Annotated in this window: 24 protein-coding genes; 9 read left to right on the forward strand and 15 right to left on the reverse strand. The window is 31.7% G+C overall.

Annotation, left to right across the window (positions count from 1 at the left end; genetic code table 11):
* Positions 1 to 215: 215 nt before the first annotated feature.
* From ABW636_RS02095 to ABW636_RS02105, 3 genes are all read right to left on the reverse strand, one after another.
* Positions 216 to 1,988, reverse strand: coding sequence for an AMP-dependent synthetase/ligase (locus ABW636_RS02095; RefSeq protein ID WP_367588299.1), 1,773 nt, complete (start codon positions 1,986 to 1,988; stop codon positions 216 to 218).
* A gap of 677 nt (positions 1,989 to 2,665) precedes the next feature.
* Positions 2,666 to 6,334 carry a phosphoribosylformylglycinamidine synthase gene (gene purL / locus ABW636_RS02100; RefSeq protein WP_367588300.1) on the reverse strand — a complete coding sequence of 1,223 codons (3,669 nt, stop codon included), beginning with the start codon at positions 6,332 to 6,334 and terminating at the stop codon, positions 2,666 to 2,668.
* Positions 6,335 to 6,703: 369 nt separating this feature from the next.
* Positions 6,704 to 7,354, reverse strand: a complete 651-nt coding sequence (locus ABW636_RS02105) for a hypothetical protein (RefSeq protein WP_367588301.1) — start codon at positions 7,352 to 7,354, stop codon at positions 6,704 to 6,706.
* A 421-nt stretch (positions 7,355 to 7,775) separates the two neighbouring features.
* On the opposite strand from ABW636_RS02105, the gene ABW636_RS02110 reads away from it, so the two are divergent.
* From ABW636_RS02110 to ABW636_RS02125, 4 genes are all read left to right on the forward strand, one after another.
* Positions 7,776 to 8,174 carry a DcsG N-terminal domain-containing protein gene (locus tag ABW636_RS02110; RefSeq protein ID WP_508093815.1) on the forward strand — a complete coding sequence of 133 codons (399 nt, stop codon included), beginning with the start codon at positions 7,776 to 7,778 and terminating at the stop codon, positions 8,172 to 8,174.
* On the forward strand, positions 8,167 to 8,424 hold the full coding sequence (locus ABW636_RS02115; protein WP_367588303.1) for a hypothetical protein: 258 nt from the start codon (positions 8,167 to 8,169) through the stop codon (positions 8,422 to 8,424). Before ABW636_RS02110 ends, ABW636_RS02115 begins: the two co-directional genes overlap by 8 nt.
* A 158-nt stretch (positions 8,425 to 8,582) precedes the next feature.
* Positions 8,583 to 9,641 carry a hypothetical protein gene (locus ABW636_RS02120; RefSeq protein ID WP_367588304.1) on the forward strand — a complete coding sequence of 353 codons (1,059 nt, stop codon included), beginning with the start codon at positions 8,583 to 8,585 and terminating at the stop codon, positions 9,639 to 9,641.
* A gap of 159 nt (positions 9,642 to 9,800) precedes the next feature.
* Complete coding sequence (locus ABW636_RS02125; RefSeq protein WP_367588305.1) at positions 9,801 to 10,502, forward strand: ATP-grasp domain-containing protein; 702 nt, start codon at positions 9,801 to 9,803, stop codon at positions 10,500 to 10,502.
* A 301-nt stretch (positions 10,503 to 10,803) separates the two neighbouring features.
* Here ABW636_RS02125 and ABW636_RS02130 read toward each other — a convergent pair whose 3' ends face one another.
* The 4 genes from ABW636_RS02130 to ABW636_RS02145 form a co-directional block, all read right to left on the reverse strand.
* On the reverse strand, positions 10,804 to 11,502 hold the full coding sequence (locus ABW636_RS02130; RefSeq protein ID WP_367588306.1) for a hypothetical protein: 699 nt from the start codon (positions 11,500 to 11,502) through the stop codon (positions 10,804 to 10,806).
* Between the two features lie 12 nt (positions 11,503 to 11,514).
* On the reverse strand, positions 11,515 to 11,733 hold the full coding sequence (locus ABW636_RS02135) for a hypothetical protein (RefSeq protein ID WP_367588307.1): 219 nt from the start codon (positions 11,731 to 11,733) through the stop codon (positions 11,515 to 11,517).
* Between the two features lie 92 nt (positions 11,734 to 11,825).
* The gene (locus ABW636_RS02140; RefSeq protein WP_367588308.1) at positions 11,826 to 12,296 is read right to left on the reverse strand and encodes a DUF3291 domain-containing protein; all 471 of its coding nucleotides are present in this window, start codon (positions 12,294 to 12,296) and stop codon (positions 11,826 to 11,828) included.
* 57 nt (positions 12,297 to 12,353) lie between these two features.
* Positions 12,354 to 12,656: an ArsR/SmtB family transcription factor gene (locus ABW636_RS02145; protein WP_367588309.1), complete on the reverse strand. Its 303-nt coding sequence runs from the start codon at positions 12,654 to 12,656 to the stop codon at positions 12,354 to 12,356.
* A 107-nt stretch (positions 12,657 to 12,763) separates the two neighbouring features.
* Here ABW636_RS02145 and ABW636_RS02150 point away from each other — a divergent pair, with 107 nt between their 5' ends.
* Positions 12,764 to 13,141 (forward strand): nuclear transport factor 2 family protein, encoded by a 378-nt coding sequence (locus tag ABW636_RS02150; RefSeq protein WP_367588310.1) that lies wholly within the window; start codon positions 12,764 to 12,766, stop codon positions 13,139 to 13,141.
* Positions 13,142 to 13,188: 47 nt separating this feature from the next.
* On the opposite strand, the gene ABW636_RS02155 is transcribed toward ABW636_RS02150, so the two are convergent.
* Positions 13,189 to 14,400, reverse strand: coding sequence for an RsmB/NOP family class I SAM-dependent RNA methyltransferase (locus tag ABW636_RS02155; RefSeq protein ID WP_367588311.1), 1,212 nt, complete (start codon positions 14,398 to 14,400; stop codon positions 13,189 to 13,191).
* Positions 14,401 to 14,474: 74 nt separating this feature from the next.
* Between ABW636_RS02155 and ABW636_RS02160 the strand changes: the two genes are divergently transcribed.
* Positions 14,475 to 15,539, forward strand: coding sequence for a WD40/YVTN/BNR-like repeat-containing protein (locus tag ABW636_RS02160; RefSeq protein ID WP_367588312.1), 1,065 nt, complete (start codon positions 14,475 to 14,477; stop codon positions 15,537 to 15,539).
* Positions 15,540 to 15,575: 36 nt separating this feature from the next.
* Here the strand turns inward: ABW636_RS02160 and ABW636_RS02165 are convergent, their stop codons facing one another.
* Genes ABW636_RS02165 through ABW636_RS02175 form a run of 3 tightly spaced genes read right to left on the reverse strand, consistent with a single transcriptional unit; the run spans position 15,576 to position 17,209 of the window.
* Complete coding sequence (locus ABW636_RS02165) at positions 15,576 to 16,025, reverse strand: hypothetical protein (RefSeq protein ID WP_367588313.1); 450 nt, start codon at positions 16,023 to 16,025, stop codon at positions 15,576 to 15,578.
* Between the two features lie 8 nt (positions 16,026 to 16,033).
* The gene (locus tag ABW636_RS02170) at positions 16,034 to 16,567 is read right to left on the reverse strand and encodes a hypothetical protein (RefSeq protein ID WP_367588314.1); all 534 of its coding nucleotides are present in this window, start codon (positions 16,565 to 16,567) and stop codon (positions 16,034 to 16,036) included.
* A 33-nt stretch (positions 16,568 to 16,600) separates the two neighbouring features.
* Positions 16,601 to 17,209, reverse strand: a complete 609-nt coding sequence (locus ABW636_RS02175) for an RNA polymerase sigma factor (RefSeq protein ID WP_367588315.1) — start codon at positions 17,207 to 17,209, stop codon at positions 16,601 to 16,603.
* 1,469 nt (positions 17,210 to 18,678) lie between these two features.
* Between ABW636_RS02175 and speB the strand changes: the two genes are divergently transcribed.
* A complete protein-coding gene (speB, locus tag ABW636_RS02180; protein ID WP_367588316.1) occupies positions 18,679 to 19,455 on the forward strand; it encodes an agmatinase in 777 nt (258 codons plus the stop codon).
* A gap of 38 nt (positions 19,456 to 19,493) precedes the next feature.
* On the opposite strand, the gene ABW636_RS02185 is transcribed toward speB, so the two are convergent.
* The 4 genes from ABW636_RS02185 to ABW636_RS02200 all read right to left on the reverse strand — a co-directional run bounded on the left by ABW636_RS02185 (position 19,494) and on the right by ABW636_RS02200 (position 24,666).
* A complete protein-coding gene (locus ABW636_RS02185) occupies positions 19,494 to 21,317 on the reverse strand; it encodes an ABC transporter ATP-binding protein (protein ID WP_367588317.1) in 1,824 nt (607 codons plus the stop codon).
* Between the two features lie 18 nt (positions 21,318 to 21,335).
* Entirely contained in the window at positions 21,336 to 23,066 is a 1,731-nt protein-coding gene (locus tag ABW636_RS02190) for a phospho-sugar mutase (protein ID WP_367588318.1), read from the reverse strand.
* Positions 23,067 to 23,187: 121 nt separating this feature from the next.
* Positions 23,188 to 24,135 carry a glycosyltransferase family 2 protein gene (locus tag ABW636_RS02195; RefSeq protein WP_367588319.1) on the reverse strand — a complete coding sequence of 316 codons (948 nt, stop codon included), beginning with the start codon at positions 24,133 to 24,135 and terminating at the stop codon, positions 23,188 to 23,190.
* A gap of 3 nt (positions 24,136 to 24,138) precedes the next feature.
* Entirely contained in the window at positions 24,139 to 24,666 is a 528-nt protein-coding gene (locus ABW636_RS02200) for a DUF4199 domain-containing protein (protein ID WP_367588320.1), read from the reverse strand.
* 177 nt (positions 24,667 to 24,843) lie between these two features.
* Between ABW636_RS02200 and ABW636_RS02205 the strand changes: the two genes are divergently transcribed.
* Entirely contained in the window at positions 24,844 to 25,095 is a 252-nt protein-coding gene (locus ABW636_RS02205) for a type B 50S ribosomal protein L31 (protein WP_219008121.1), read from the forward strand.
* Positions 25,096 to 25,381: 286 nt separating this feature from the next.
* A complete protein-coding gene (locus tag ABW636_RS02210) occupies positions 25,382 to 26,563 on the forward strand; it encodes a GlmU family protein (RefSeq protein ID WP_367588321.1) in 1,182 nt (393 codons plus the stop codon).
* The last annotated feature ends 24 nt before the right edge of the window (positions 26,564 to 26,587 follow it).

Below are 26,587 nucleotides of genomic sequence, written 5' to 3' on the forward strand. Positions count from 1 at the left end.
TTGTTATGCATGCATAACAAATTTTGTAATTTTTTTGATCTTTTGCAGTAATTTACGTTTTTCTATTGAATTATACTTGTTAATGGCAAGATTTTATGAGAGTTGTATAAAGAAAATGTTAAATAAGTAATTCAAATAAAAAAACTCCTCATATAATGTAATGAGGAGTCGACTGATATACGTTTCAGTATAGATGTTGTAATCAGTTACTTGAATTAGCCATAAATTTTTGTGTATAAATCGTTATATTTTTCTTTTATTACCTTACGTTTTAATTTCATTGTAGGCGTAAGGTGTCCTGCATCTATACTCCATTCGTCAGGAGTAAGTTCAAAACGTTTTATACGTTCCCATTTCCCGAATCTTTCATTGTATTGATCAACTTCTTCTTGATATCGTTCTACCACCTTTTCATTATTAATAATTTCTTGTATAGAACTACCTGGGGCTATGCCTTTTCGTTCTGCCCATTCTTTTAAAAACTCAAAATTTGGTTGTATAATAGCGGCTGGCATTTTCTCTCCTTCTCCCACGACCATTATTTGCTCGATAAAACGAGATTGTTTCATTGCATTTTCAATTAATTGAGGCGCAACATATTTACCACCAGAGGTTTTAAACATTTCTTTCTTACGATCTGTAATACGTAAAAAGCCATCAGCATCGACTTCTCCTATATCTCCAGTATGGAAATATCCATTTTTTAAAACTTCATTGGTTTTTTCTTCATCTTTATAATAACCAATCATTACCTGAGGACCTTTTACCAAAATCTCACCATCTTCGGCTATTTTTACTTCTGTATTTGGTATCATTCGACCGACAGTGCCTATTTTAAAACCTCCGCTTCTTTCGTCATTTACGGATACAACAGGAGATGTTTCGGTAAGACCGTATCCTTCCATTACAGCCATGCCAGCTGCATTAAATATTCTAGCGAGTCTTGGTTGTAGTGCTGCACTACCTGATGCTATTACTTTTAGATTTCCTCCTAAAGCTTCTTGCCATTTACTAAAAATAAGTTTTCGGGCAAGCCCTAATTTTTTTTCATACCACCATCCATTCGCTCCATATGGTTCATACTTTAAACCTAATTCTACCGCCCAAAAGAATAACTTCTTTTTGATACCTGTAAGGTCGGCACCTTTTGCTATGATTTTATCGTATACCTTTTCTAATAACCTGGGTACAGCGGTCATTACGTCTGGTTTAATTTCTTTTAAATTATCGCTAATGGTTTCTAATGATTCTGCAAAATAAATCTCTACACCTCTATATTGATAAAGGTACATAAGCATTCGCTCATAAATATGACAAACAGGTAAGAAGCTAAGAGCTTTTGTTTCTCCATCTACAATAGGAAAACATGTAGAACTGTTTAGTGCATTACTCACAACATTTTTATGACTTAACATTACACCCTTAGGGCGCCCCGTTGTTCCAGATGTGTATATGAGTGTTGCCAAATCATCTTCTTTTACAGAAGCCATTAACTTTTCTACATCTCCTTGATTACTATCATCTTTACCAAGTTCTAATACTTGATTCCAGCTTTTGCAACCTGATATGCTGTCATATGAATATACCTCTTTTAAAGAAGGTACGTTTTTTTGTATGTTTTTTACTTTTTCATACACCTCATCATCAGATACAAAACAGTACGAGGCTTCAGAATGATTTAAGACATATTCATAATCCTCTTGAGATATCGTAGGATAAATAGGTACATTTTGAGCTCCGATTTGTAAAACACCAATATCGGTAATATTCCATTCTGTTCTATTATTTGAAGAGATAATGGCAATTTTATCATTTGGTGCAACTCCTAATCGTAGTAAACCTCTACTTATCTGATTTGCTTTTTCTACATATTCTTTGGATGAAGTGGCAACCCATTTGCCCTCATATTTGGTTACTAATGCTGCATCTAAATTATGTTCTTTTAATTGGTAATGAGGAAAGTCAAATAATCTGGTAATTGTTGTCATAAGCTGTTTAGAATAATTTTCTGTAGTTTTTATTCGCTCTAGTTGGTCCTAGGTTTAATAAATTTCATTTTGAAACCGAGCTTCATTTAAACTATTATGCAAGCATAGTTTCGCAAATTATAAAAAATATTGTAAAATACAACCGTAAGATATGAAAAAATGGAATTATAACTGAAGATTCTTTGGTTTTTATAGGAATACAATTACCATTATTCTCATATTCATTACTGTATAATTGTGCAAAATAAAAAAGAAGCTATTTTGGATTTAATAGCTTCTTTTTATCTTTTCATAAATTAATCAAATGGGGTTTTATGTGATCAATTTTTATTCAACCATGAACCTTTTGATATAGGTAGTTTGTTTGTTTCTTACTGTGATAAAGTTTCTCTTTACAAAGAATAGTAGAAAGTACTATTACCCATGCTAAACTAAGGGCTATCGTATTAGGGGAAATTATTCTTTTTTTTTCATGACGTTATATTTAAGTTGGACTTAAAATTACTTCATGAAAAAAGCCATATGTGTTAACTAGCTAACACATATGGCTTTTTTGTATTTGTTTAACCTTGGTTATTAAATGTTTGTTAAAAATCGAATTTGACTGTAAGGTTTAGATAAAAATATATTTTGGTACTCTTTTACTGTAGAGTATTTTACTTTATAAATACGATTAGTTATTTATTATCTTCGATCCATTTTCTGGCATTTTCAAAAGCTTCTATCCAGGGAGACACTTCATCTTGTCTGTTAGTAGGATAATTTGCCCAATTCCATTGAAAAGTTGATCGCTCTATATGGGGCATGGTTACCAAATGACGTCCAGTTTTGTCGGTTATCATTGCGGTATTATAGTCAGACCCATTTGGGTTGGCAGGATATCCTTCATATCCGTACTTAGCAACAATATTATACTGGTCTTCAGAAAGTGGTAAATTGAATTTTCCTTCACCGTTAGAGATCCATACTCCTAATGTGCTACCTGCTAAAGTAGATAACATTACAGAATTGTTTTCCTGAATTTTTACAGATGTAAAAGCGCTTTCATGTTTGTTAGAATTGTTATGAACTAATTTACCATGTATTTTATGTTCTGGATTGATCACTTCTAACTCCATAAACAATTGGCAGCCATTACATATACCTACAGATAATGTATCTGTTCTTTTAAAGAAATTCTTTAATGCGTTGTTTGCTTTTTCATTATATAAAAACGCTCCTGCCCATCCTTTTGCAGAGCCCAGCACGTCGCTATTAGAAAAACCTCCTACAGCGCCAATAAATTGAATGTCTTCTAAAGTTTCACGACCCGAAATAAGATCGGTCATATGCACGTCTTTTACATCAAATCCTGCCAAATACATTGCATTGGCCATTTCGCGCTCAGAATTACTTCCTTTCTCACGAATAATGGCAGCCTTTGGTCTTGGCTTACTACCATCTATTACAGGTTTATTACCTGTGAAATGTGATGGAAAAGTGTATTGCAATGGTTGATTTTTATAGTTTTCGAATCGATCTTTTGCCAATCCATTTGCAGTTTGTTTCTGATCCAATAGATAAGAGGTTCTATACCAGGTATCTCTTAGTTCTTCGATATCAAAACTTAATGTATCGTTTCCGTTAGTAATTGATAAAGTGGCTTTTTCAACTACATTTCCGATAGTAAAAAACTCAATATCATTTTCTGAAAGAATAGAAGCTATGTCTGCATTCTTTGCCTCCTGAAATATAATTCCCGCGTTTTCTGAGAATAACAATTTGGTAGTATCATTTTCGCCAATAGATGATAAATCAAGAGTTGCCCCAAGATTATTGTCAGCAAAACACAGTTCTAATAATGAAGTAATGAATCCACCTGAAGCAATATCATGACCTCCAACAATTTTACCTTGTTTTATAAGATCTTGTAGGGTGTCAAATATAGTTTTAAATTTCTTAGAGTCTTTGATACTAGGAGCTTCTGATCCAATTTTGTTTAAAATTTGAGAAAAAGAAGAACCTCCTAATTTATGAGAATCATCAGAAAGGTTAATGTAATAGATAGAACCTTCATTTGGTTGTAAGACAGGCTCTACAATCTTATTAATGTCATTACAGTTTGCAGCTGCAGAAATAACTACTGTACCTGGAGCGATTACTTCTTCATTTGGATATTTTTGTTTCATAGATAAAGAATCTTTACCTGTAGGAACATTAATTCCAAGTTCGATGGCAAAGTCCGAAATAGCTTTTACAGCTTTATACAAACGTGCATCTTCTCCTTCATTTTTACAAGGCCACATCCAGTTGGCAGATAAAGAAACCGAAGATAACCCATCCTTAAGAGGAGCCCAGATGATATTAGTTAATGCTTCTGCAATCGAATTTTTACTCCCTGCTTCAGGGTCTATAAGACCAGAAATAGGGGAGTGCCCAATACTAGTAGCAATTCCTTCTTTACCATTATAATCCAGCGCCATTACTCCACAGTTGTTAAGTGGGAGTTGTAGAGGTCCAACACATTGTTGTTTAGCTACTAAACCACCTACGCAACGATCTACTTTATTTGTTAACCAGTCCTTACAAGCAACCGCTTCTAGTTGTAAAACCTGATCCAAATAAGTTTTAAAGTTAAGAATGTCGTATGAAGGCTTATTATAAGAGCGATCTATAGTTTTATCGGTCATTATTGTTTTTGGAGAGCTTCCAAACATATCCTCTAATGCCAAATCCATAGGTTTATCTCCTTTGGTATTAGATTCGAATGTAAATCGATGATCACCGCTAACGTCACCAACTTTATACATAGGAGAACGTTCTCGGTCTGCAATTCGCTGTAGTGTATCAATATGTTTTTGACCAATTACCAATCCCATACGTTCCTGAGATTCGTTTCCGATTATCTCTTTGGCAGATAAGGTAGGGTCTCCAACAGGTAATTTATCTAAATCAATTTTCCCTCCTGTTTCTTCAACAAGTTCAGATAAACAGTTAAGATGTCCTCCTGCACCGTGATCATGAATAGATACAATTGTATTGTCTGTACTTTCTACCATACCGCGTATGGCATTTGCAGCTCGTTTTTGCATTTCTGGGTTAGAACGTTGTATTGCATTTAACTCAATACCGCTACTAAACTCACCAGTATCTGCAGAGGATACAGCTGCACCTCCCATACCTATTCGATAGTTTTCTCCTCCTAGAATGACAATTTTATCACCTTGTTCTGGAGTAGCTTTAATCGCTTGTTCTGCTTTACCATAACCAATTCCGCCAGCTTGCATGATTACTTTATCAAAACCTAATTTTCTTTCGTTTTCTTCGTGCTCAAAAGTAAGTACAGATCCTGTAATTAATGGTTGTCCAAACTTATTACCAAAGTCAGAAGCGCCGTTAGAAGCTTTGATCAATATATCCATAGGAGTTTGGTATAACCAATCTCTTTCTGACATCGCTTTCTCCCATGGTCTGTTATTTTCTAATCTCGAATATGAAGTCATGTATACTGCAGTCCCTGCTAGTGGTAAAGAACCTTTTCCTCCTGCAAGTCGATCTCTTATTTCTCCGCCAGAACCAGTTGCTGCCCCATTAAAAGGCTCTACCGTTGTTGGAAAGTTATGTGTTTCTGCTTTCAAAGAAATCACACTATTATATTCTGTTTTTGTATAAAAATCTGGTTTATCTGCGGTTTGAGGAGCAAATTGAGTTACTCTTGGCCCTTTAATAAATGCTACATTGTCCTTATATGCAGAAACAATATCATTTGGATGTGTTTCTGAAGTCTTTTTTATTAATTTAAAAAGTGAGGAAGGCTTTTCCTCTCCATCAATTATAAAAGTCCCATTAAATATTTTATGACGGCAATGCTCAGAATTTACCTGAGAGAATCCAAATACTTCAGAATCTGTAAGCGGTCGCCCTATTTTTTTACTAACTCCTTCGAGGTAGATAACTTCCTCTTTACTAAGAGCTAATCCTTCTGCAGTATTATATGCATCTATATCATCTATCTCTACAATCGGTTCGGGCTCTATATTGATGGTATATATGTCTTGATCTAATTGATCATACTTTTGCGAAAGCATTGGATCGAAATCGGTAAAGTCTCTGGATACAACAGTAAACTCTTCTATTCTAATAATCCCTTCTATTCCCATGTTTTGCGTGATTTCTACAGCATTGGTACTCCATGGGGTAATCATTGCGGCTCTTGGACCAACAAAAAAAGCGTCAATAGACGCTGCAGATAGTTGAGGTTGGTTACCAAATAACCAGATCAGTTTTTTAATGTTTTCAGGTGAAATTTCGCTGTTTGTCTGAACGGCAAATACTTTCTCGTTTTGGTTTCCGAAGAAGTGGATCATACTTCGATTGTTTGATTTTTATTAAGCTGCAAATTTACAGTTTTATAACCAATTTTTAGCATAAAAATAGTATTGAATTGGATAGTTATTCACCAAATTTTGAACAATAACACTGTAAAAGAATAAGTGAACCGAATTAATGTTTTTTGTAAGTTATATCTAAATATAGTTTTCTTAGATGATTTAGAGTTGAGTTTAGCCAAACCCAATCATTTTTTCTGAAATTTTTAAAATAGGATGTTAAGCCAATGTATTGTAATAAATTAGCTCTTCTAGATTTGATTTTTCTTATCATTTATGATGAAATCCATATCATTAAGAAAAATCAAATCTAGAAGAGCTAATACGGCTTAACTTTTGAAACTAGAGCTAATTGTTAATTCTGTATTCAATTCTTTGTTCTCTGCCTACATCAAAGCTAGCTCGGATTCCTGCAAGCGGCCTATTGTTATTTAATATAGAATTGTAAGTGCTAATATTGACATGCGATTCTTTTAAATATACAATTAAATTTGCTCTCGCTCCCGGTACTTGTTTAGCCATCCATTGAAAATGTTTGATTAATTGTCTATTCCTACCAGTAAGGGGTACAGAAAGCGTATAATTACTATCAGAGCTTCCTGATTTTCTTATTGTTGATGTATTTTTGTTTATTTTGAAAACATTAATATCATGTAAACTACCATCTGGCATGAATACTTCTATGATTATATCGGTTACTTTAAGAGGTAATATCAGCCCTGGTGAATTATTCCCCATACTAGGGTAATTAACATTAACGTTGTTTACAGAAAATGTTAACGAATAAGCATTGTTGGGTTCATCAATGTAAATCATATTGCTGTTAGAAGCCAGTCTGACTGGCCTTGGGGCATTAGATGCGTTTGAACTTTTTGATTCAATATTATCTGAGATTTCATCGCTCTGAGGCGTTAATGGTTCGAATTCGTTTTCTTTTTCACAAGATAATAAGGTTAAGAAAACCAGTAGGGTGATAAATTTTAAAAAATTAAGTTTCATAATAATCGGTTTTAAGAATTTAAAAATTTTTATGTGAATGTATAAACAATTAGTGGTAAATATGCTTTCAAATGTATGAACGGTAACTTTCAATGTGTAAAAGGTATATATCTATAAATAACCTGTAAAATCTTAATTATTTGACCGTCAAATAATTATAGGTTTTTTTGTTTGAACATTGCTATACATTTACACTATTGGAGCTTCATCTAACGGCCATAGCAGTGTTTTTATATATTTATACAGGGTTTTTGATTGATTGTAATTAATGGTAATTCAATCTAAAAATTCAAATATTTTTTGTCAAATGTTTAAAAAAGTAAAAATGCCAAGATGTGCTTTTTTATCAATTTCGAATACAGAAGGTTGGTTTATTGATGATGATTTGGTTCATGAGCCTTTAAGAAAATTAGGTTGAGAGATAGAAAATGTTCCTTGGACTGTAGAGACTTATTGGGATATGTATGATTTGGTAATTATTATAAGCACCTGGGATTATCAAAACAATTTAGAACAGTTCGTTAAGGTTTTAGGAGATATAAACAAATCCAAAGCTATATTACTTAATAGTTTTGAGTTAGTAATGTGGAATATCAATAAAAATTACTTGTTTGGGATAGAAAGTAAAGGTGTTGAGCTGTTTAAGACCCTAAAAAGAGATGAGTTAACAGTATCTGATATAGAGCAAGCTTTTGAACAATTACATAGTAATGAGTTGATTATTAAACCAACTGTGAGCGCTAATTCAGATGATACGTTTAGAATTAGAAAAAGTGACTTTGATAGTTTTAAAAAATCTGGTATCAGTTTTTATGGATAAGGAATGTATGATTCAGCCATTTATGCAAAATATTGTTGATGAGGGAGAGTATTCCCTAATATACTTTAATGGTAAATTATCTCATACAATTTTGAAAACAGTTGGAGTAGGAGATTATCGGGTACAAGAAGAGCATGGAGGAGGGGTAACTACAATAAAAGCACCAGAAAAAACATTGGTAACGAGAATGAATAAATACAGGTTTATTCTCTTTTATTGGAGTAATCTTGGATTAAGAATGTTTTTTTGATACTATTCTGTAGTTTTCAAAAAAAGAGTTTCTGATCTTGATTTCTGGTATGAATTTTGAAAAATATAGAAAAAGAAAGATCTTGCTTTAATTGATATGATAATAATTTTGTTATTAGATTGTCTTGAAACATATTTATAATAAATAACATGCAATAGATGAAATTGAAATTGAGTAACATATTTTTTAGACTGCAATTAATTTTAGTTGTGTTCGGTACTATCAATAGCTATTCTCAAAACAGATTATATCCTTTATCATTTAAGGCAAATCAAGGTAGTCACAAAGATTATTATTGCGAGTATTATTATAAAATTCAAGAAAATGAAGAATCCTATATACTTGTTGATCCTGAAGGAAGAAATGTATTGCAAAGATCATTCGATACCATTATTAAGAATGCCTATTTTATAAAGGGAGTATATCAAGATTCTGTATTTCTTTATAGATGCCAAAATCTTAAAAGTATAAAAATTAAAGGTATTCAACAGGCCTATTTTATACAAGATGGATTAGAAGTTTTGAGTTATAAGGGAGCTCAATATTATGATAATTCCATATCTAAAATTGATAATTTTCCGCTATTAGATTTTTTTAAATGCGGAACAGTATATTCAAAGGAATATTCGATTAAGCAGCATAAAGACACAAAAAAATATAGCGTTTTTTTATCAGAAGGTCATTTTGGTACCGAAAGGAGTGAGACTGATTTAGAGTTAGTAGGGGTACCAAATAACATAGAGAAAGTTACTTTTTTGGATGAAACCGATTATATTTCAGAAAGTGTTAATAGTGAGTATAAAAGGTTTCCGTCTCTTCTTAATATCGAAAAAGAAGGAAAAAACGGTATCTACTCATATAATATAAAAGAAAGTATATATCCAGAAAAAAAAGAAGAAGTCAAACCAGAATATTTTATTGATGAAGTATTAGGCGATACGATTTATGAACCGATAGAAATAGAGCCATTATCGTTTGTGAAAAAAGGAATGGTGAGAATCCAGGAAGTATTTCCGATAATCTATGATAGAATCCAAATGAATTCTAATAATGGTTTAGTATATTTATACAAAGATGGTATGATTGGAATTTATCCAAAACATCCAACAACCTCTTTTGAGGTTTTTGAACAGAAAACTACTTCATTTTATAAAATTAGGAAACATAAAAAACAAGGCTGGATAGATATTAGAACTTTCAAAGAATATTATTTTTAGCAAATAAGAAATTCTTTTAAAAACATCGTTATTTATTACTTGTTTTCTATTTGTACTTAGACATACTATTATATTTTAATTTCGTTATATTTATTTTAGATAAACCTATTAATCAATAGGTTTTGAGTGTTTTATGTCGAATTATTAAAAAACTGTGTGATGCCAAGATGTGCTTTTCTATCAATTACAAATACTGAAGGATGGTTTATAGATGACAATTTGGTTCATGAGCCATTGAAGAAACTAGGTTGGGAAGTTTTTAACGTTCCATGGAATATAGAGACAGATTGGAATACCTATGATCTTGTTATCATTAGAAGCACCTGGGATTATCAAAGTAATTTAGAACAATTCTCAGAAGTTTTAAAAGAGATAAATGATTCTAAGGCAATTCTTCTTAATAATATCGAACTTGTAATGTGGAATATTAATAAAAATTACTTGTTTGAGATAGAAAATAATGGAATTGAATTGGTGCAAACTATTATAAAACCTCACTTAGAAAAATCTGACATAGAGGATGCCTTTGATAAATTTAATAGTAATGAGTTAATTATTAAACCTACGATAAGTGCTAATGCAGATGATACGTTTAGAATTGTAAAAGGTGATTTTAACAGTTTTGAAAAGTTGCTGTCGGTTTTTGAGGATAGAGAATGCATGATACAGCCATTTATGCAGAATGTTGTAGAGGAAGGCGAATACTCCTTAATATATTTTAACGGAGAGTTGTCTCATACTATTTTAAAGACCGTTGGAGCCGGAGATTATAGAGTGCAAGAAGAACATGGAGGTGGTGTCACAACGATAGAGACACCAGAAAAAATGTTGGTGTCATCGGCAGATAAAGTAATACATTAATTGTTTGAAAAACCGTTTTACGCAAGAGTAGATCTGGTAAGAACGTTAAATAATTCTTTTGCTTTGATGGAAGTTGAATTAATTGAACCTAGCTTATATTTTAGGTTTAACTCAAAATCTGCAACTACCTTTGCGAAGTGTATAGATGGTTTTTGGAAAAATATGAATTAAGAATCTGTTTAATAATGAATATTATTATAACTATATAAGTTTTATAAAATAAACAAATCGTAGGGAGTGCTACGATTTGTTAAATTTGTAAAGATTTGATAAGGTATACTTGTCCATATTAAAGTTTGAATTATTCTTTGTCTGATTTTTTTTCTTCTAGACTAGAATTGATCTTTTGCAATCTTTCTTCACTTTTTTCAAGGTTGGTTTTGATTTTGTTCACCTTTTCCTGATGTTTTTTCAACCTTCCTTCTACTGTGGCAACTTTGGCCATTTTTTCATTGTATTGCTCCTCGGTTATTTCTCCAGCCTCTTTCTGCGCGGCTAATCTATCTCTAGTTTTTTGAATTTTATCTGTGCCTTTACTACTTCGCTCTTCAAAAAAAGCAAGCCTATCTTTTTTACCTTCGATATTGTTTTGAACCAAATTTGCTTTTTCATTTTTAAACTCTATCCTTTTGGCTTTTAACTCTTTTCTTTTCTCTTTGGTAGCTTCTTTATAGGTAGTGAGTTTTTCTTTTAGTTCAGGGTTTGCTTCTAGGTAGGCTTTCTTTTCATCTGGAGTCATGCCTTTCATTTTTTCATGATGTTCTCCCAAAATAGCTTTTCGACCTTCTTTTAGTTCTTTTTTAGCCTCTTTTAGATCTTCTTTTTTAGCTTTTAGCTCACCTCGTTTTTCCTTCATCTCTTTACGATGAGCTTTCATTTCTTCCTTCTTCTGTTTAACCTTTTCTTTTCGTTCTTTGACGGCCTCTTCAGATTTTTGTGCGTTGGTAATACCAACAGATCCTACTAATAGTATAATTAATAAATATTTTGTAAGTTTCATTGATACAATTTTTTATAAGTTATCTAATTCGTTTAAACTGTTATCTATTTCCTGAGCTTCTTTTTCTAAAGATTCTAAACCTTGATTAACTTCTTGATTAATCTCTTGGTCTAACGTTTCAATTTGCTGATTTAACTCGGCTGCTTTCTTTTTTTCTTCCTCAGCTTTTTTGTCGACACACGCAACTAAAAAGCAGAAAATTGCTGCCATTATTAATAGTGTTTTTTTCATAATAAAATTGATTATTAGTTTGGTAACTAAATATACTCATTTTTGATAAGTATTTTATAAAACACATTAAATTAGATGAGTAGTAATTAACTTTACTCTTTGAAACCTTTGTGATCATATTTTTCTCGAAAACTAAAAGCATTAGCAGATGGTCCTATTTTGTTTAATAAATCAAGTCTTTCCTTTCCTTGAAAAGCTGTGGGTTTTTCGCCTTTTGGAATCCACCATAGAACCGATTGATTTTCTTTCATATTAACTCCCCATTTATTTCTGTTTTTTAAGAAATAACTATGAACCGTATGATAGATATAACTTTCAAGGTTCTGCAGATTGTCCCAAACAGATAAGTTGATAAAAATCAAATCATCTTTATAGGGAGTTTCTATATTGGTGGCACTTTGTCCATCAGTATCTTTAAGCCTCCAAATAAAACCGGGACTTTCTTCTGCTAATAAATTTACAGGAGCTAAGAAGCTTTTAAACTCTTTTATCATAGGAGAGTCGAGCTTGTCTTTGAGTTTAATGATATTAAACTGTGCAAGGTGATAAGTTGTTGTATCCATTTTTGCATGTATGTTATATTGTTATATCGAGATTTATCGATATAATTAATCAAAAATTTACAATTCTTTTTTTAGAGTATTAATATAATGCTGTATCATTTCTTCATTTCTTTTATAATAGGTCCATTTCCCATGTCTGGTTGGAATAACCAAATTGACTCTATGCATTAAGCCGAGATAATGAGAAACCGTTGATTGTGATAAACCCGTTTTTTCCTGGATGTGACAAACACAAACACCATCGCTAAAATCCGGCACATTCGTTTGCTTAGGGAAATTGTTTTCTGGAGTTTTTAACCAATCAAGTATATCAATTCGTACTTGATTTGATAATACTTTACTGATTTCTAAAATATTCATAATACGAATATAAAACTTTAAATCGAGATATTTCGATATGTTTATTTGGTTTTTTTACTACTTTAGTTATCATAAAAAAATAAACTTTAAATCCTTAATGTTTTAAGATGTTGTTAGAAAAAAATAAAGAGAATGCAATCGCTTTTTATAAAATGGCATATGAAGGTAATCCAAAAAAAGCAGTCGAGTTATATATTGGTAAAGAGTATATACAACATAACCCTGATGTTGCGGATGGTACACAAGGATTTATAGATTATTTTGAAAGAATGCAAAAAGAATATCCAGACAAATCTATTGAGTTTGTTAGATGTATTGCAGAAGGAGAGTTGGTAGCGTTACATACGCATCAAATTTGGCCGGGAAACGATGAGTATGTAACTATGGATTTTTTTCGTTTTGATGAAAACGGAAAGATATGTGAGCATTGGGATTCTATACAACAAATACCTAAAAACTCTGCAAACCCTAATAAAATGTATTAATAGAAATAGCATTTATTTTATGCTTTCTATTTGCTGTACTCGTCTAATTATGAATTTCTTTCTAACAATGCCATATAAAATCCATCATAACCCGATTGATGAGATAATATTTTTTTGTCTTTTATAAGAGTAAAGTTTTTTCCAGTTTCTGTGGTAAGAAAGTGTTTAACCTGTTTCTCATTTTCTGACGGTAAAACAGAACATGTAGCATAAACAAGTTTACCATCGGGTTTTACCATTTTGGCATAATTATTTATTATTTCAGCTTGTGTTGTTCTTATTTTGTCTAAAAATTCGGGCTGTAATTTCCATTTAGAATCAGGATTTCGTCTTAAAACTCCTAAACCACTACAAGGAGCATCGATAAGAACACGATCTGCTTTGCCATGCAGTTTTTTAATGTCCTTATTATTTTCTATTACCCTTGTCTCTATATTATGGGCTCCATTTCGTCTAGCCCTTCTTTTTAATTCTTTAAGTTTGTTTCCGTAAATATCCATAGATATTACTTGCCCTTTATTCTGCATCAGGGCTGCTAAGTGAAGACTTTTTCCTCCTGCGCCTGCGCAAGTGTCAACAACCCTTTGTCCTGGTTGAACATCAAGTAACCTGGCTACAAGTTGAGAAGAAGCATCTTGTACTTCGAATAGGCCATCCTTAAAAGCCTGTGTACTAAAAACGTTGGTTCTTTCAGAAAGTTTTAACGCATCAGGATATCCTTTAATGAACTCGGTATCGATATTTTCATCTTCGAGAATACCTCTTAGTTTGTCCCGTGTAGTTTTTAATGTATTTGCACGTAAAACAACGGGAGCCATTTTATTTAAAGCTGTGATTTCTTTATCCCATAAATTTCCTAACTCTTGTTGTCCTAGTTCATCGATCCAATCAGGAATAGACTCACGGTATTTTCTTATTTTGCTAAGTTCATCAAAACGACCTTTAATACGTCTGGTTGGAGTAGGAGCAATTTGCTTCCAGTCAGGTAATGTAATTCCTCTTAATGTTGCCCATACTGCAAAAATGCGCCAAAGGTTTTCTCTAGAAAAAGGCTCTTTTACTTCGGCAATCTCGGCATATAAACGTTTCCAGCGTACAATCTCATAGAGTGTTTCTGCTACAAATCCACGATCCCGTGCACCCCATCTTTTATCACGCTTTAGTAATTTTTGTACAACTTTGTCTGCATATGCTCCTTCATTAAAAATTTCATGTAGTCCGTCAATAACTGCAAAGACAAGATTTCTATGTAAACGCATGGTTTTCTTTTTTTGGTTTGCAAAGGTATACCTTTGTAATCAAATACTGTTATATTTGAGTACAATAAATAACTATGAGATCTATTACAATTATACTAGTGGCTGTTCTTTTTACTTTTTGTACTCGTAAAGAAAAAGAAATAATTCGAAATTTTTCTAAGGTAAAAGTGGAAACGTTATTGCAGGATTCTATACAAGTTAGAGCCATTGCTATCTATAAAGATACTTTATTGGGATATGGTTTTAATAGAGGATATGGTTTTATGAATCTGAAGACTCATAAAAATGTAATGATAGATTTTGCCATGAGTGATACGATTAAGGATAGAAAGAATTGGGCAACAGAATATAGAGCGGTAGCTTTTACAGAGAACTCATTTCTTTGCTTGGGAATAGGTTCTCCTGCTCGACTTAGAAGTATTGATCTAAAAAGCAGAGAAGAAAGAATAGTTTATACAGAGACCCATGAAAAAATTTTTTATAATGCATTGGCATTTTGGGATAGTAATGAAGGAATTGCCATGGGAGATCCTGTAGATGGATGTATGTCAATCCTTATTACAAGAGATGGGGGAGATACATGGAAGAAACTTTCTTGCGATGTTTTACCAAAAACTATTGAAAAAGAAGCTGCTTTTGCAGCCAGTAATACTAACATTGCAGTAAAAGGAGATAAAGCTTGGGTGGTTTCTGGTGGAGCAAAATCAAGAGTGTTTTATACTGCAGATAGAGGAAAAACCTGGAAAGTATTTACCACACCGATCGTAGAAGGCCAGGAAACAACTGGAATATATTCTGTTGCTTTTAGAACAGAAAATGATGGAACTATTTTTGGGGGGGATTATTTAAGCCCAGATGGTAATAGATCTAATAAGGCAATGACTAAAGATGGTGGAAAAACCTGGCAATTAATAGCTGATACTACAGAACCTGGATATAAAAGTTGTGTACAGTATATACCTAATAGTAATGGTAGACAAATTGTTGCTGCGGGGTTTACGGGTATTTCGATTAGTAATGATTATGGACAAACATGGAAGGAGATTAGTAAGGAAAAATTTTATACGATACGCTTTTTAAATGATACGACAGCAATAGCGGCAGGAAGTAAAAGAATAGCAAAAGTAACTTTTCAATAAGAGAGCGAATAGTAAGCTTTCTTTTAGCCTAATAAATTAATGCCCTTTTTTCCTTCGATGCTTCATTCTTTCTAGCATACGTTTTTTGAATTCGGCTTCTGCTTTTATTAGTTTTAATATTTTTTTATTCGAGAGCACTTTTTTTAAAGTAAAAATTAGCTCATTATGCGCTTTATTTTTGCGATCTTTTATGGTTAAGTGAGTATCAATATATTCTCCCGCAGTTTGATCGTTTATACCATTAGAGTTTTGCATTGTCTCCCTAATCGTTCTAATCATTTTACGTTCTTGTTTGCGAAGTTTTTCTATCTTTTCTTCATGACTGTTATAAATAGGCCAGAACTGTTGAGCTTCTGTACTGGATAAATTTAATTCTTCTGTTATATATGCGATTTTAAATGCTTTTATTCTTTCTCTAGGACTTTGTTGAGCTGTGATTCCTATAGATAAAAAGAATAGGAAAACAAAAATTGTAGATTTTTTCATGATCATAATTATTTTACAAATATAATTTCATCTGTTAAATCTTCTTCAGATAAATAATCATATATAGTCTCGTTGTCAATTAATTCTTCGTCAAATGTTTCTAAGTAGTAGGTGTCATCATCAAATAAAGAGGCAATTTCGGTACTATTTAACTCAAAATTTCCTTCTTCAAAATAAGTTTGTACATCAGTAATATTAATATCTTCAAAATCCAATTCCTTTCTAGTGTTTATGGACAATGAAAAAATGATTGTGATCATCGCAGCAATACCAGAGGCAAAAAGTAGATTTCTTTTCGTAAAAATTGAAATAACTTTTCCTTTTGACTGTTGCGACGGGTTTATTTTATTTAGAAGATCATCTTCTAAGGAGGTAAAGTACCCATTTGGAGTTTTGAAACCAGATGATAGTTGAGAATCCAAAATACTTTTTTCCTTTTGAGATGCGGTAATGTTGTTTAATAATTTGTTTTCAAAATCATCAAAATAACTTTCGGGAGTTTTAAATCCTGTTTTTGGTTTATGTGTATTATCTCTTTTCACAATACTTATTAGACTATTTTTTTATATAAAGGTTTAATTTTGTTTTAAATATTCTTCTATTTTTTTTGAAGCATGGTGATAGGATGCTTTTAACGCACCTTCACTGGTTTCTAGTATCTCTGATATTTCCTTGTATTTTAGTTCCTGAAAATATTTCATGTTAAATACTTGTTGTTGTTTTTGAGGCAATTTTGAAATAGCTTTTTGTAATTTTAGCTGTATTTCGTCACCTTCAAAATAAATATCTGCTTTAAGGTTTTCTATAAGATGTTGTGATAACTCTTCATTACTAAAATTATATTTTTTTGCTTTTTGATTTAAAAAAGTGATGGTTTCATTGGTAGCTATTCTGTATATCCATGAATACAATTTACTTTCACCTTTAAATTTTGAAATGTTTTTATAAACTTTTATAAATACATTTTGCAAAATATCATCAGTATCATTATGATTTTTAACCATGTTTCTTACATGCCAATAAAGACGCTCTTTATATAGGCTCACCAGTTTAGCAAAAGCGGTATTTATTTCGCTGTTAGATTGAAGTGCTCTTAGTAAATCCTGTTCTTCTTTTGTGTCCAAAGGCTTATGGGTCTTGAATTTAATATAATCGTAATTAACACTTATATGACTAAGGTACATAAAAAAGGTTTAATGTGTTAATTAAATTTTTTGTAGGAATATTGTAGGAATAAAAGTTAAAAAACATAGATAAATAACTTTTTTAACAGATTAAATGCATTTTTATTTGGAAAATTAAAAACAATTTGTATCTTTACCATGTGTTAATGATTATAAGTTTTCATTTCCCCCAAGATGAAAGTTTTTATAAAAAAGTGAGTTTTAATTTTAGAGTAAGCCCTTAAATTAAGATGATTTGTGTGAAGAGAAAGAGTGCGAAAGCACTCTTTTTTATTGTAAATGGGTGAGAAGGATGAATATATCTATTTGTAATACTATTCTTACATATAAATTGAAATTTAATTATAATGAGGTTTACTAGTTATTTATTTTAGATTAAAAGCATTTTTAATTTGTTAATTTAGAATTATTTACTATATTTACAGAGTAAAATTGATCAAACCTTTCATTTCCCCCAAGATGAAAGTTTTTATAAAAAAGTGAGTTTTAATTTTAGAGTAAGCCCTTAAATTAAGATGATTTGTGTGAAGAGAAAGAGTGCGAAAGCACTCTTTTTTATTTTATAGAGCATTTTATAGTTTGTAAGTAAAATACTACTCATTTACTGTTTTTGATATTTAAAAATGTTAAAATTGCTATTTTGTTCGATAAAAAGCATAAAATGTTTGGAAAAGTAAAAACAATTCGTATCTTTACAACGTGTTAATGATTTGAGTTTTCATTTTCCCCAAGATGAAAATTTTTATAAAAAAGTGAGTTTTAATTTTAGAATAAGCCCCTAAATTAAGATGATTTGTGTGAAGAGAAAGAGTGCGAAAGCGCTCTTTTTTATTTTACAACATATTTTATTATTTGTAGGATTTATATTACAAAATAAAGTATTTGTCTGTTTATTTGAGTTAAAAAGTACTTTTTTTAAGATAAAATACACAAAATGTTTGGAAAAGTAAAAAATAGTTGTATCTTTACAACGTGTTAATGATTTGAGTTTTCATTTCCCCCAAGATGAAAGTTTTTATAAAAAAGTGAGTTTTAATTTTAGAATAAGCCCTAAATTAAGATGATTTGTGTGAAGAGAAAGAGTGCGAAAGCACTCTTTTTTATTTTATAATATATAAAGCTTCTTTTCTTAGTCAAACGCTGTTTTGAAAAATTAGAAAATAACATACTCTTGATAGTTGATTTCTTAACTTACTTCATATATCAGATGCGTTAGTAATCTAATGCCATTAAGTTTGCTTAAACCTTAAGAATTATTTTCTTGAATGCCATGTGTATTTATTTTTTTGTAGTATTTATTTAAAAATAACAATTATTCTATAGTGGTTAATTAGACCTTGATTAATTTGTTTACTATATTTATTTATAGAACATGGTTTAAGTTTTTTCAATTGACAAATACATCATCATTTTTATCATGAATCAAAAAAGTTTACACCAGTGCATAGATAAAATAAAATTTAACACTTATGAGTAAAGTGATTATCCAAGGAATAAGATATGATGAAAAATCATCGTATCAAAAAGGGGCTAAACTTGCTCCTAAGGTGATTAGAGAAGCGCTATATTGTGGTTCTTCAAACTTATATAGCGAGAATGGAAAATCAATAGAAGATCCATCAATAAGGGATAATGGTGATTTTGATATTGAGGATTATTTTGATATTCAACAAATAACTAAATCACATCTGGATAAAAACTGTAAAGTATTTACACTAGGAGGAGATCATTCGATTACTTTTCCTTTAGTTAATGCATATCATTCAAAGTATACCAAATTTGATATTCTGCATATTGATGCACATGCCGATTTGTATGATTCTTTTGATGATGATAAACATTCGCATGCGTGTCCATTTGCAAGAATTATGGAAAATAAACTTGCTGATAGATTGGTTCAAGTAGGTATAAGAACCTTAAATGAGCACCAACGACAACAAGCCAAGAAGTATAATGTAGAAATTCATGAAATGAAAAACCTAGATTTATCAACGATAGGCCCGTTTAAAAACCCTTTATATATTTCTTTAGACATGGATGCTTTTGATCCTGCATTTGCTCCTGGAGTATCACATCATGAACCAGGAGGGTTAACTTCTCGACAAGTTATTGATCTAATACAAAGTATCAATACCGAAATAATAGGAGCAGATATTGTAGAATACAATCCCAAAAAGGATTTTCAAAATATGACTGCCTTTTTGGCTGCCAAAATGATGAAAGAAATACTAACAAAAATGATCTAGCTTTCTATTTACTAACCTATCTTTTGTAGCAACAGCATTTAACCCAAAGATTGCATCGTTACAAGCTTTTTATAGATTCCGTCTTTATTAATAAGCTCATCGTGGGTGCCTTGTTCTGCAATTTCTCCTTTATTCATTACAACAATCAAATCAGAATTTTGAATGGTCGATAATCGGTGAGCAATCACAATGCTGGTTCTGTTTTTCATCATGTTTTCTAGAGCCGATTGCACCAATCGTTCACTTTCTGTGTCAAGGGCAGAAGTTGCTTCGTCAAGTATCATTATAGGAGGGTTTTTTAAGACCGCTCTGGCAATAGACAGGCGTTGTTTTTGCCCACCACTAAGCTTATTTCCACTATCACCAATATTAGTCTCAATACCATTGGGTAGATCCTTTACAAATTCCCAGGCATTGGCTACTTTTAAAGCTTCAATGATTTCATCATTAGTAGCGTTTGGATCACCTACTAATAAATTGTTTTTTATAGAATCGTTAAAAAGGATAGAGTCCTGTGTTACTAAGCCCAATAAATTCCTTAAAGAAGACTTTTTTAAGTCTTTGATATTTACTCCATCAATTTTTATAGCACCTTTATCAATATCATAAAAACGAGTCACCAAGTTTGCTATAGTAGATTTACCACTTCCCGATTGTCCTACCAAGGCAACCGAGCTTCCTTTTGGTACTGTTAATGAAAAATCTTTAAGCACATATTCATCTTCATATTTAAAAAATACTTTGTTCAAAGATATATCAGAAGTGAAATGCTCTTTGTCCTGTGCATCAGGTTTGTCTTCTAATGGAGAACGAGTGTTAAGAATCTCTAAAACACGTTCCGCAGCTGCATTTCCTCTTTTAACAGCATAACTGGCCTTAGAAATGGCTTTGGCTGGAGTTAGAATATTGTAAGCTAGCCCCATATATACTATAAATGATCCTGGATCCAAGGATTTCTCAACAAGTACCATTTGCCCACCATACCACAATAAGATTGAAATGGTCATAATCCCCAGAAACTCACTAGTAGGAGATGCAAGGTTTTGTCTATTGGCTAACTTATTTGAATAATTATAAAAACGAGAGGTTGATTTCTGAAACCTATTACTAAATATCTTTTCTGCATTAAAACCTTTAATGACTTTTAACCCCCCTAAAGTTTCTTCAATGATAGATAAGAAAAAACCTTGTTCTTGCTGTACTTTTGTAGAATGCTTTTTTAGCTTTTTCCCTATCAATGATATTAAAAAACCTGATATTGGAATAAAAATAAATACAAATAGTGTTAATTTAACACTTATTAATACCATAGTAATTATTGTAAAAATAATCATTAAAGGTTCTTTTACAATCAATTCTAAGATAGATAAAAATGAATGTTGTATTTCTAATACATCGGCAGTAATTCTTGAGATAGTATCTCCTTTTCTTTTTTCTGAAAAGTAAGAAAGGGGTAATGCTACTGTTTTTTCATATAGCTCATTTCTAACATCTTTTAAAACACCATTTCGTAAAAATGTAATAAAATACATAGCCATATATCCAAAAAAGTTTTTTAATAAGAACATGGTAACTACAAGGACAACCATAAAAATCAAAACATCATCGCTACCTTCATCAGATTTTAGAGTAACAAAATAATTAAGATAATCTTCTCCAAATTCACGTATTTTAGAAATACCTTTCCATTCTGGTTTAATTCTTAGCCTTTCCGTTTTCCCAAAAAGAACATTAAGCATAGGAAGTAACGATACCATGGCTAGTGTTCCGAATAAGGCATAAAAAATGTTCGATGCTATGTTAAGGAATGCGTAGGATTTGTAGGGTACAGCAAATCGAATAATATGTTTAAAGTAATTCATTAAATGGTATGCTAATTATTATGTTAATTTCAAATCTTTCTTAATGGCCTTAATCTTGTCATCTAATTGTTGTTGTACAATTTCAAAATCTGAAAGCGTATTAAGAGGTTTTTGAACACTAATGTAAAATTTTATTTTAGGTTCGGTTCCACTAGGTCTCGCAGCTATTTTACTACCAGATTCTGTGTAAAATACCAAAACATTTGATTTTGGGATATCAATGGATGAGGTTGTCTGATCTTGAATGTTTTTTGTAATACTGGTTTGATAATCTTCTATTAAGACTATTCTTTCATTATTAAAAAACTGAGGTGGATTTTCTCTTAAATCGACCATAGTTTGTTTAATGGCCGCAGCACCTTCGATTCCTTTTTTGACCAAAGAAACTAGGTTTTCTTTATAAAACCCATGAACTGTGTACAGTTCTAATAGTTTGTTGTAAAATGAGCTGCCGTTGGCTTTGGTATGCGCCACAATCTCGCAGGCTAGTAGGGTAGAGGTAACCGCATCTTTGTCTCGAACAAAATCACCAACCATAAAACCAAAACTTTCTTCTCCTCCTCCTATAAAACTTTGATTAGGAAAATCTTTAATCAATTTGGCTATCCATTTAAACCCAGTTAGTACTTCTTTGTATTCGACATTGTATGCCTGTGCCAGGTTTTTCATCATAGGAGTAGAAACAATTGTTGAGGCGATAAACTCGTTTCCATTAAACCCTTTTTGTTTTTTATAATTCTCTAATAAAAACCATGTCATTACAATCATGGTTTGATTACCATTCAATAATTGTAGCTGACCTTGAGTGTCTCGTACTGCAATTCCTAAACGGTCACAATCTGGATCTGTGCCAATAACTATATCTGCATTTACCTCATTGGCAAGTTGCATTGCCATAGAAAGTGCCTCTGGTTCTTCGGGATTAGGGGATATGACAGTAGGGAAATTTCCATCTGGTTCTGCTTGTTCTTTTACAATATGTACATTTTTATATCCTGCTTTTTGCAGTGTTTCGGGTACAGCAGTAATAGAAGTACCGTGTAATGAAGTAAAAACGATGGTTGTATTGTCTTTTGCCTGTTGTGAGGCAACAAAACTTCCATTCTTTACACTATTGTTAATAAATGCAGAATCAATTTGATGGTCTATCTTTTCTAATAGAGTAGGGTTTGCATCAAACTTAATATCTACGTATTTTAAGCTATTTATTTCGGCGATAATTTCTTTGTCTTGAGGTGGAACTAATTGCCCTCCGTCTTGCCAATATACCTTATATCCATTATACTCTGGGGGGTTATGACTTGCAGTTAATACAATGCCACAATGACAACCTAACTCTTTTACTGCAAATGATAGTTCTGGTGTGGGTCTTAAATCTGAAAATAAATATACTTTAACGCCATTAGCTGTAAAAACATCAGCAACAATTTGCGCTAGCGTATCACTATTATTTCTACAATCATATGCAATTACTGCTTTTGGTTGTTCTGCAGGAAACTGTTTAACCAGGTAATTACTTAATCCTTGTGTACTTTTTCCTAGAGTATACTTATTAATTCTGTTGGTTCCTACTCCCATAATTCCTCGCATGCCGCCCGTTCCGAACTCCAAATCTTTGTAAAAACTCTCCTTTAGTTCTTCAGGATTTGTTTCTTGTAGGTTTTTAATTTGTTTTTGAGTTACAGCATCAAAAACAGAACTTGACCATTCCTCTATTCTCGAATTTATTACTGAATCGGTGATTTGCATGCTTATGAATTTTGGTGCAAAAATACTATAATTTAAGTATTGTTATTAGAAGTTATTACTATTTGTATAAGTTATTGTTTCGAGTTTACTTTTTATACAAGTGAACCACAAACAATATGAATTATAAATGTATTCGACCAGCGATATTATAACGTTCTTTATTTCGTTTGTTGGTTAAAATGATCTCTCCAAGAAATCCTGCCAAAAAAAACTGTGTTCCTAATATCATCGACGTTAGAGCAAGATAAAATTCTGGACGCTGTGCAATTAATCTCCCTTTTTTTTCTATAAAAAGTTTATCGATTCCCAAATAAAGTGAAAAACAAAAACCTATAATAAAAAGTAAAGTGCCTATTAGACCAAAAAAATGCATGGGTCTTTTGCCAAAACGGGATACAAACCAAATAGTTACTAAGTCTAGAAAACCATTAATAAAACGACTCATGCCAAACTTAGTAGTACCATATTTTCTTGCTTGATGTAATACAACTTTTTCTCCTATTTTTCCAAATCCTGCATTTTTAGCAAGTACTGGAATATAACGATGCATTTCGCCATGTACATCGATGTTTTTAACAACAATTTTCTTATAAGCTTTCAATCCACAGTTAAAATCATGTAGTTTAACTCCCGATGTTTTCCTAGCAGCTGCGTTAAATAACTTAGAAGGTAAGTTTTTTGCTATGACAGAATCGTATCGTTTCTTTTTCCAACCAGATACCAGGTCATAATCTTCTTGGATGATCATACTATACAGTTCTGGGATTTCTTCTGGATTATCTTGCAAATCGGCATCCATAGTAATAACCACATTTGCCTGGGCTGCATTAAATCCAGCATGTAAAGCTTGTGATTTTCCAAAATTTTTAATGAAACGAATTCCTTTTACGTTGGTATCTTTTTTAGATAATTTTTGAATGGTACCCCAAGAACCATCGGTACTACCATCATCGATAAAGATAATTTCATAAGAAAAAGAATTGGATTGCATAACACTTGCAATCCAATCGTATAATTCGGTTAAAGACTCTTGCTCATTTAGCAATGGTATAACTACAGATATATCCATATATTAATGTAACTCTTCTTTCTTTTGCATGATTAAACCAACAATCATAGAAATTATAAAACCGAAAAATAAATTTCCGATAATTGAAATAGCAACACTAACAAAAGGACTACTGAACTTTTCAACAATTGACATACTTTGGTCAATTTGTTCTTTAGAGAAATCAGGATATGTTTCAATCATTTTTATTCTCTGTGTTTCTAAAACTTGTTGTGTATAATCAGGTTCTATAACGGTGGTCAAAACAACAGACCATAAAGCCCCAATGATTCCTCCTATAAGAGCTATTCCGATTCCAATCTTAAGAGCATCTGTAAGTATAAGATAACCGTTGTTTTGCGTTTTAAATGTTTTAATTCCATAACCAATAATACCAATTAGGATTAAAAAGCCAAGTACAGAAAATATCCAATGAGGATCAGTATAGGTACCTAATGTATAAAGTACAATACCAAGTGCCGTCGAGACAATACCTAATAAAATTCCGTAGTTAATTATGATTTTCTTAGAAGAAGCTCTGTCCGTTTCCATAAATTAATTTAGTTTTGGTGTTTTACCAACTATAAGTGCACAAATGTACTAAAATGTTACATCAAGGTATAGAAAAAGTGTTTTTATAAAATAAATTCAAGAAAAAAAATAGTTTGTTGTTGTAGATTAAAACAGAATGCTTAAATTTGCACCTCGAAAATTGATAAGAACAAAATAATGAGAAAAGATATTCACCCAGAAAATTATAGATTAGTAGCGTTTAAAGACATGTCTAATGATGAAGTGTTCATTACAAAGTCTACGGCAAATACTAAAGAGACACTTGAAGTTGATGGAGTAGAGTACCCTTTGGTGAAACTAGAAATTTCTAGAACTTCTCACCCATTTTATACAGGAAAGTCAAAACTTATCGATACTGCTGGACGTATTGACAAGTTTAAAAATAAATATGCCAAATTCAAGAAATAATTTGGTCAAACAGAATTATGTAAAGCCTTTCTTTTTGAAGGGCTTTTTTTGTTAAGTTTACTTTGTTTATATACTATTTAATTATCGAACTGGTTTAAACTTTTTTCAATTCGCTATAAAAATGCTCTTTTTTACTCAATTTTCATCTTTTTCTTACTTCGTAGCGCTGCTATGAAGTGTAAAAAACATTTCAATTGATCAAAAAATCATTATTTTTCGCATGAATCAAAAAAGTTTCAACCACTTCATCTTTTACTATCAATTTAATCATTAGATACTTATAGGAATGAATTATATTCTTTTTGACGGGGCTTCTAGAAATGCACTATTACCTTTTACCTATACCAAGCCCGTTGCAGATATTAGAGTTGGGATACTTACCATTCGCGAAAAATGGGAAAAACACCTTGAAAGTACTACTTCGACCGTGACAGAGGATTACCTTAGTGGTAAATATCCCATGGTAGAATTAGAAGAAAATGTGATGATTAATTCTTCTTATTTACCTTCAGATGAATTAGTAGAATTAATCAAAAGCCTTACATCAAATCAAGCTGTTTTTTATGAAGAAGAGCCTGTTGCTTTTTATATAGAAGAGGGGCAAGAGGTTGATTTCAGTACATTTGAAATTGTTTCTTATGATAAAGAAATGATTACTATTCAGAATACCTGGGATATATTTTCTAAAAATGATCAGGCGATCAAACTAGATTTCGATTTATTAACCCGTGATAGGGTAAGTATGCCTATTCCAGAGAGTAATAATGTAATAGCTCCAGAAAATGTTTTTCTTGAAGAAGGAGTTAATATAGAGTTTGCAACCCTTAATGCAAGTAAAGGACCTATCTATTTGGGTAAGAATACTCAAATTATGGAAGGTAGTTTGATAAGAGGGCCTTTTGCATTAGGAGATTATTCTATTGTGAAAATGGGAGCAAAGATTTATGGAGCAACTACAGTTGGGCCTTACTCAAAAATTGGCGGCGAAGTAAATAATTCTGTTGTATTTGGGTATTCGAACAAAGGGCATGAAGGATATCTTGGCAATAGTGTTTTGGGTGAGTGGTGTAATATAGGAGCTGACACCAATGTGTCTAACCTCAAAAATAATTATGCAGAAGTGCGCTTATGGAGTTATGAAAATGAAAGTTTTGCAAAAACAGGCTTACAGTTTTGTGGTTTGATGATGGGAGATCACTCTAAATGCGGAATTAATACAATGTTTAATACTGGTACCGTGATTGGTGTGAATGCAAATATTTTTGGAACAGGATTTCCTAGAAATTTTGTACCAAGTTATAGTTGGGGTGGTGGATCAGGATTTACAACCTATTTAACTAAAAAAGCTTTTGAAGTGGCTAAAATTGTTATGGCCAGACGTAAAGTTGATTTTACCGAAGAAGATGAAAAGATATTGACACATATTTTTGAAGAGACTAGGCAATGGCGTAAAGGATATGAGAAATAAATAAAAGCCGCTATATCAATATGT

The organism is Aquimarina discodermiae, from assembly GCF_040786235.1.
GTDB lineage: Bacteria > Bacteroidota > Bacteroidia > Flavobacteriales > Flavobacteriaceae > Aquimarina.

What these genes read in the sequence shown, in the direction of transcription:
- ABW636_RS02095 (WP_367588299.1), bottom strand. Translation starts at nt 1,988, where the DNA reads ATGACAACAATTACCAGATTATTTGACTTTCCTCATTACCAATTAAAA.
- purL (WP_367588300.1), bottom strand. Translation starts at nt 6,334, where the DNA reads ATGATCCACTTCTTCGGAAACCAAAACGAGAAAGTATTTGCCGTTCAG.
- ABW636_RS02105 (WP_367588301.1), bottom strand. Translation starts at nt 7,354, where the DNA reads ATGAAACTTAATTTTTTAAAATTTATCACCCTACTGGTTTTCTTAACC.
- ABW636_RS02115 (WP_367588303.1), top strand. Translation starts at nt 8,167, where the DNA reads ATGGATAAGGAATGTATGATTCAGCCATTTATGCAAAATATTGTTGAT.
- ABW636_RS02120 (WP_367588304.1), top strand. Translation starts at nt 8,583, where the DNA reads ATGAAATTGAAATTGAGTAACATATTTTTTAGACTGCAATTAATTTTA.
- ABW636_RS02125 (WP_367588305.1), top strand. Translation starts at nt 9,801, where the DNA reads ATGCCAAGATGTGCTTTTCTATCAATTACAAATACTGAAGGATGGTTT.
- ABW636_RS02130 (WP_367588306.1), bottom strand. Translation starts at nt 11,502, where the DNA reads ATGAAACTTACAAAATATTTATTAATTATACTATTAGTAGGATCTGTT.
- ABW636_RS02135 (WP_367588307.1), bottom strand. Translation starts at nt 11,733, where the DNA reads ATGAAAAAAACACTATTAATAATGGCAGCAATTTTCTGCTTTTTAGTT.
- ABW636_RS02140 (WP_367588308.1), bottom strand. Translation starts at nt 12,296, where the DNA reads ATGGATACAACAACTTATCACCTTGCACAGTTTAATATCATTAAACTC.
- ABW636_RS02145 (WP_367588309.1), bottom strand. Translation starts at nt 12,656, where the DNA reads ATGAATATTTTAGAAATCAGTAAAGTATTATCAAATCAAGTACGAATT.
- ABW636_RS02150 (WP_367588310.1), top strand. Translation starts at nt 12,764, where the DNA reads ATGTTGTTAGAAAAAAATAAAGAGAATGCAATCGCTTTTTATAAAATG.
- ABW636_RS02155 (WP_367588311.1), bottom strand. Translation starts at nt 14,400, where the DNA reads ATGCGTTTACATAGAAATCTTGTCTTTGCAGTTATTGACGGACTACAT.
- ABW636_RS02160 (WP_367588312.1), top strand. Translation starts at nt 14,475, where the DNA reads ATGAGATCTATTACAATTATACTAGTGGCTGTTCTTTTTACTTTTTGT.
- ABW636_RS02165 (WP_367588313.1), bottom strand. Translation starts at nt 16,025, where the DNA reads ATGAAAAAATCTACAATTTTTGTTTTCCTATTCTTTTTATCTATAGGA.
- ABW636_RS02175 (WP_367588315.1), bottom strand. Translation starts at nt 17,209, where the DNA reads ATGTACCTTAGTCATATAAGTGTTAATTACGATTATATTAAATTCAAG.
- speB (WP_367588316.1), top strand. Translation starts at nt 18,679, where the DNA reads ATGAGTAAAGTGATTATCCAAGGAATAAGATATGATGAAAAATCATCG.
- ABW636_RS02185 (WP_367588317.1), bottom strand. Translation starts at nt 21,317, where the DNA reads ATGAATTACTTTAAACATATTATTCGATTTGCTGTACCCTACAAATCC.
- ABW636_RS02190 (WP_367588318.1), bottom strand. Translation starts at nt 23,066, where the DNA reads ATGCAAATCACCGATTCAGTAATAAATTCGAGAATAGAGGAATGGTCA.
- ABW636_RS02195 (WP_367588319.1), bottom strand. Translation starts at nt 24,135, where the DNA reads ATGGATATATCTGTAGTTATACCATTGCTAAATGAGCAAGAGTCTTTA.
- ABW636_RS02200 (WP_367588320.1), bottom strand. Translation starts at nt 24,666, where the DNA reads ATGGAAACGGACAGAGCTTCTTCTAAGAAAATCATAATTAACTACGGA.
- ABW636_RS02205 (WP_219008121.1), top strand. Translation starts at nt 24,844, where the DNA reads ATGAGAAAAGATATTCACCCAGAAAATTATAGATTAGTAGCGTTTAAA.
- ABW636_RS02210 (WP_367588321.1), top strand. Translation starts at nt 25,382, where the DNA reads ATGAATTATATTCTTTTTGACGGGGCTTCTAGAAATGCACTATTACCT.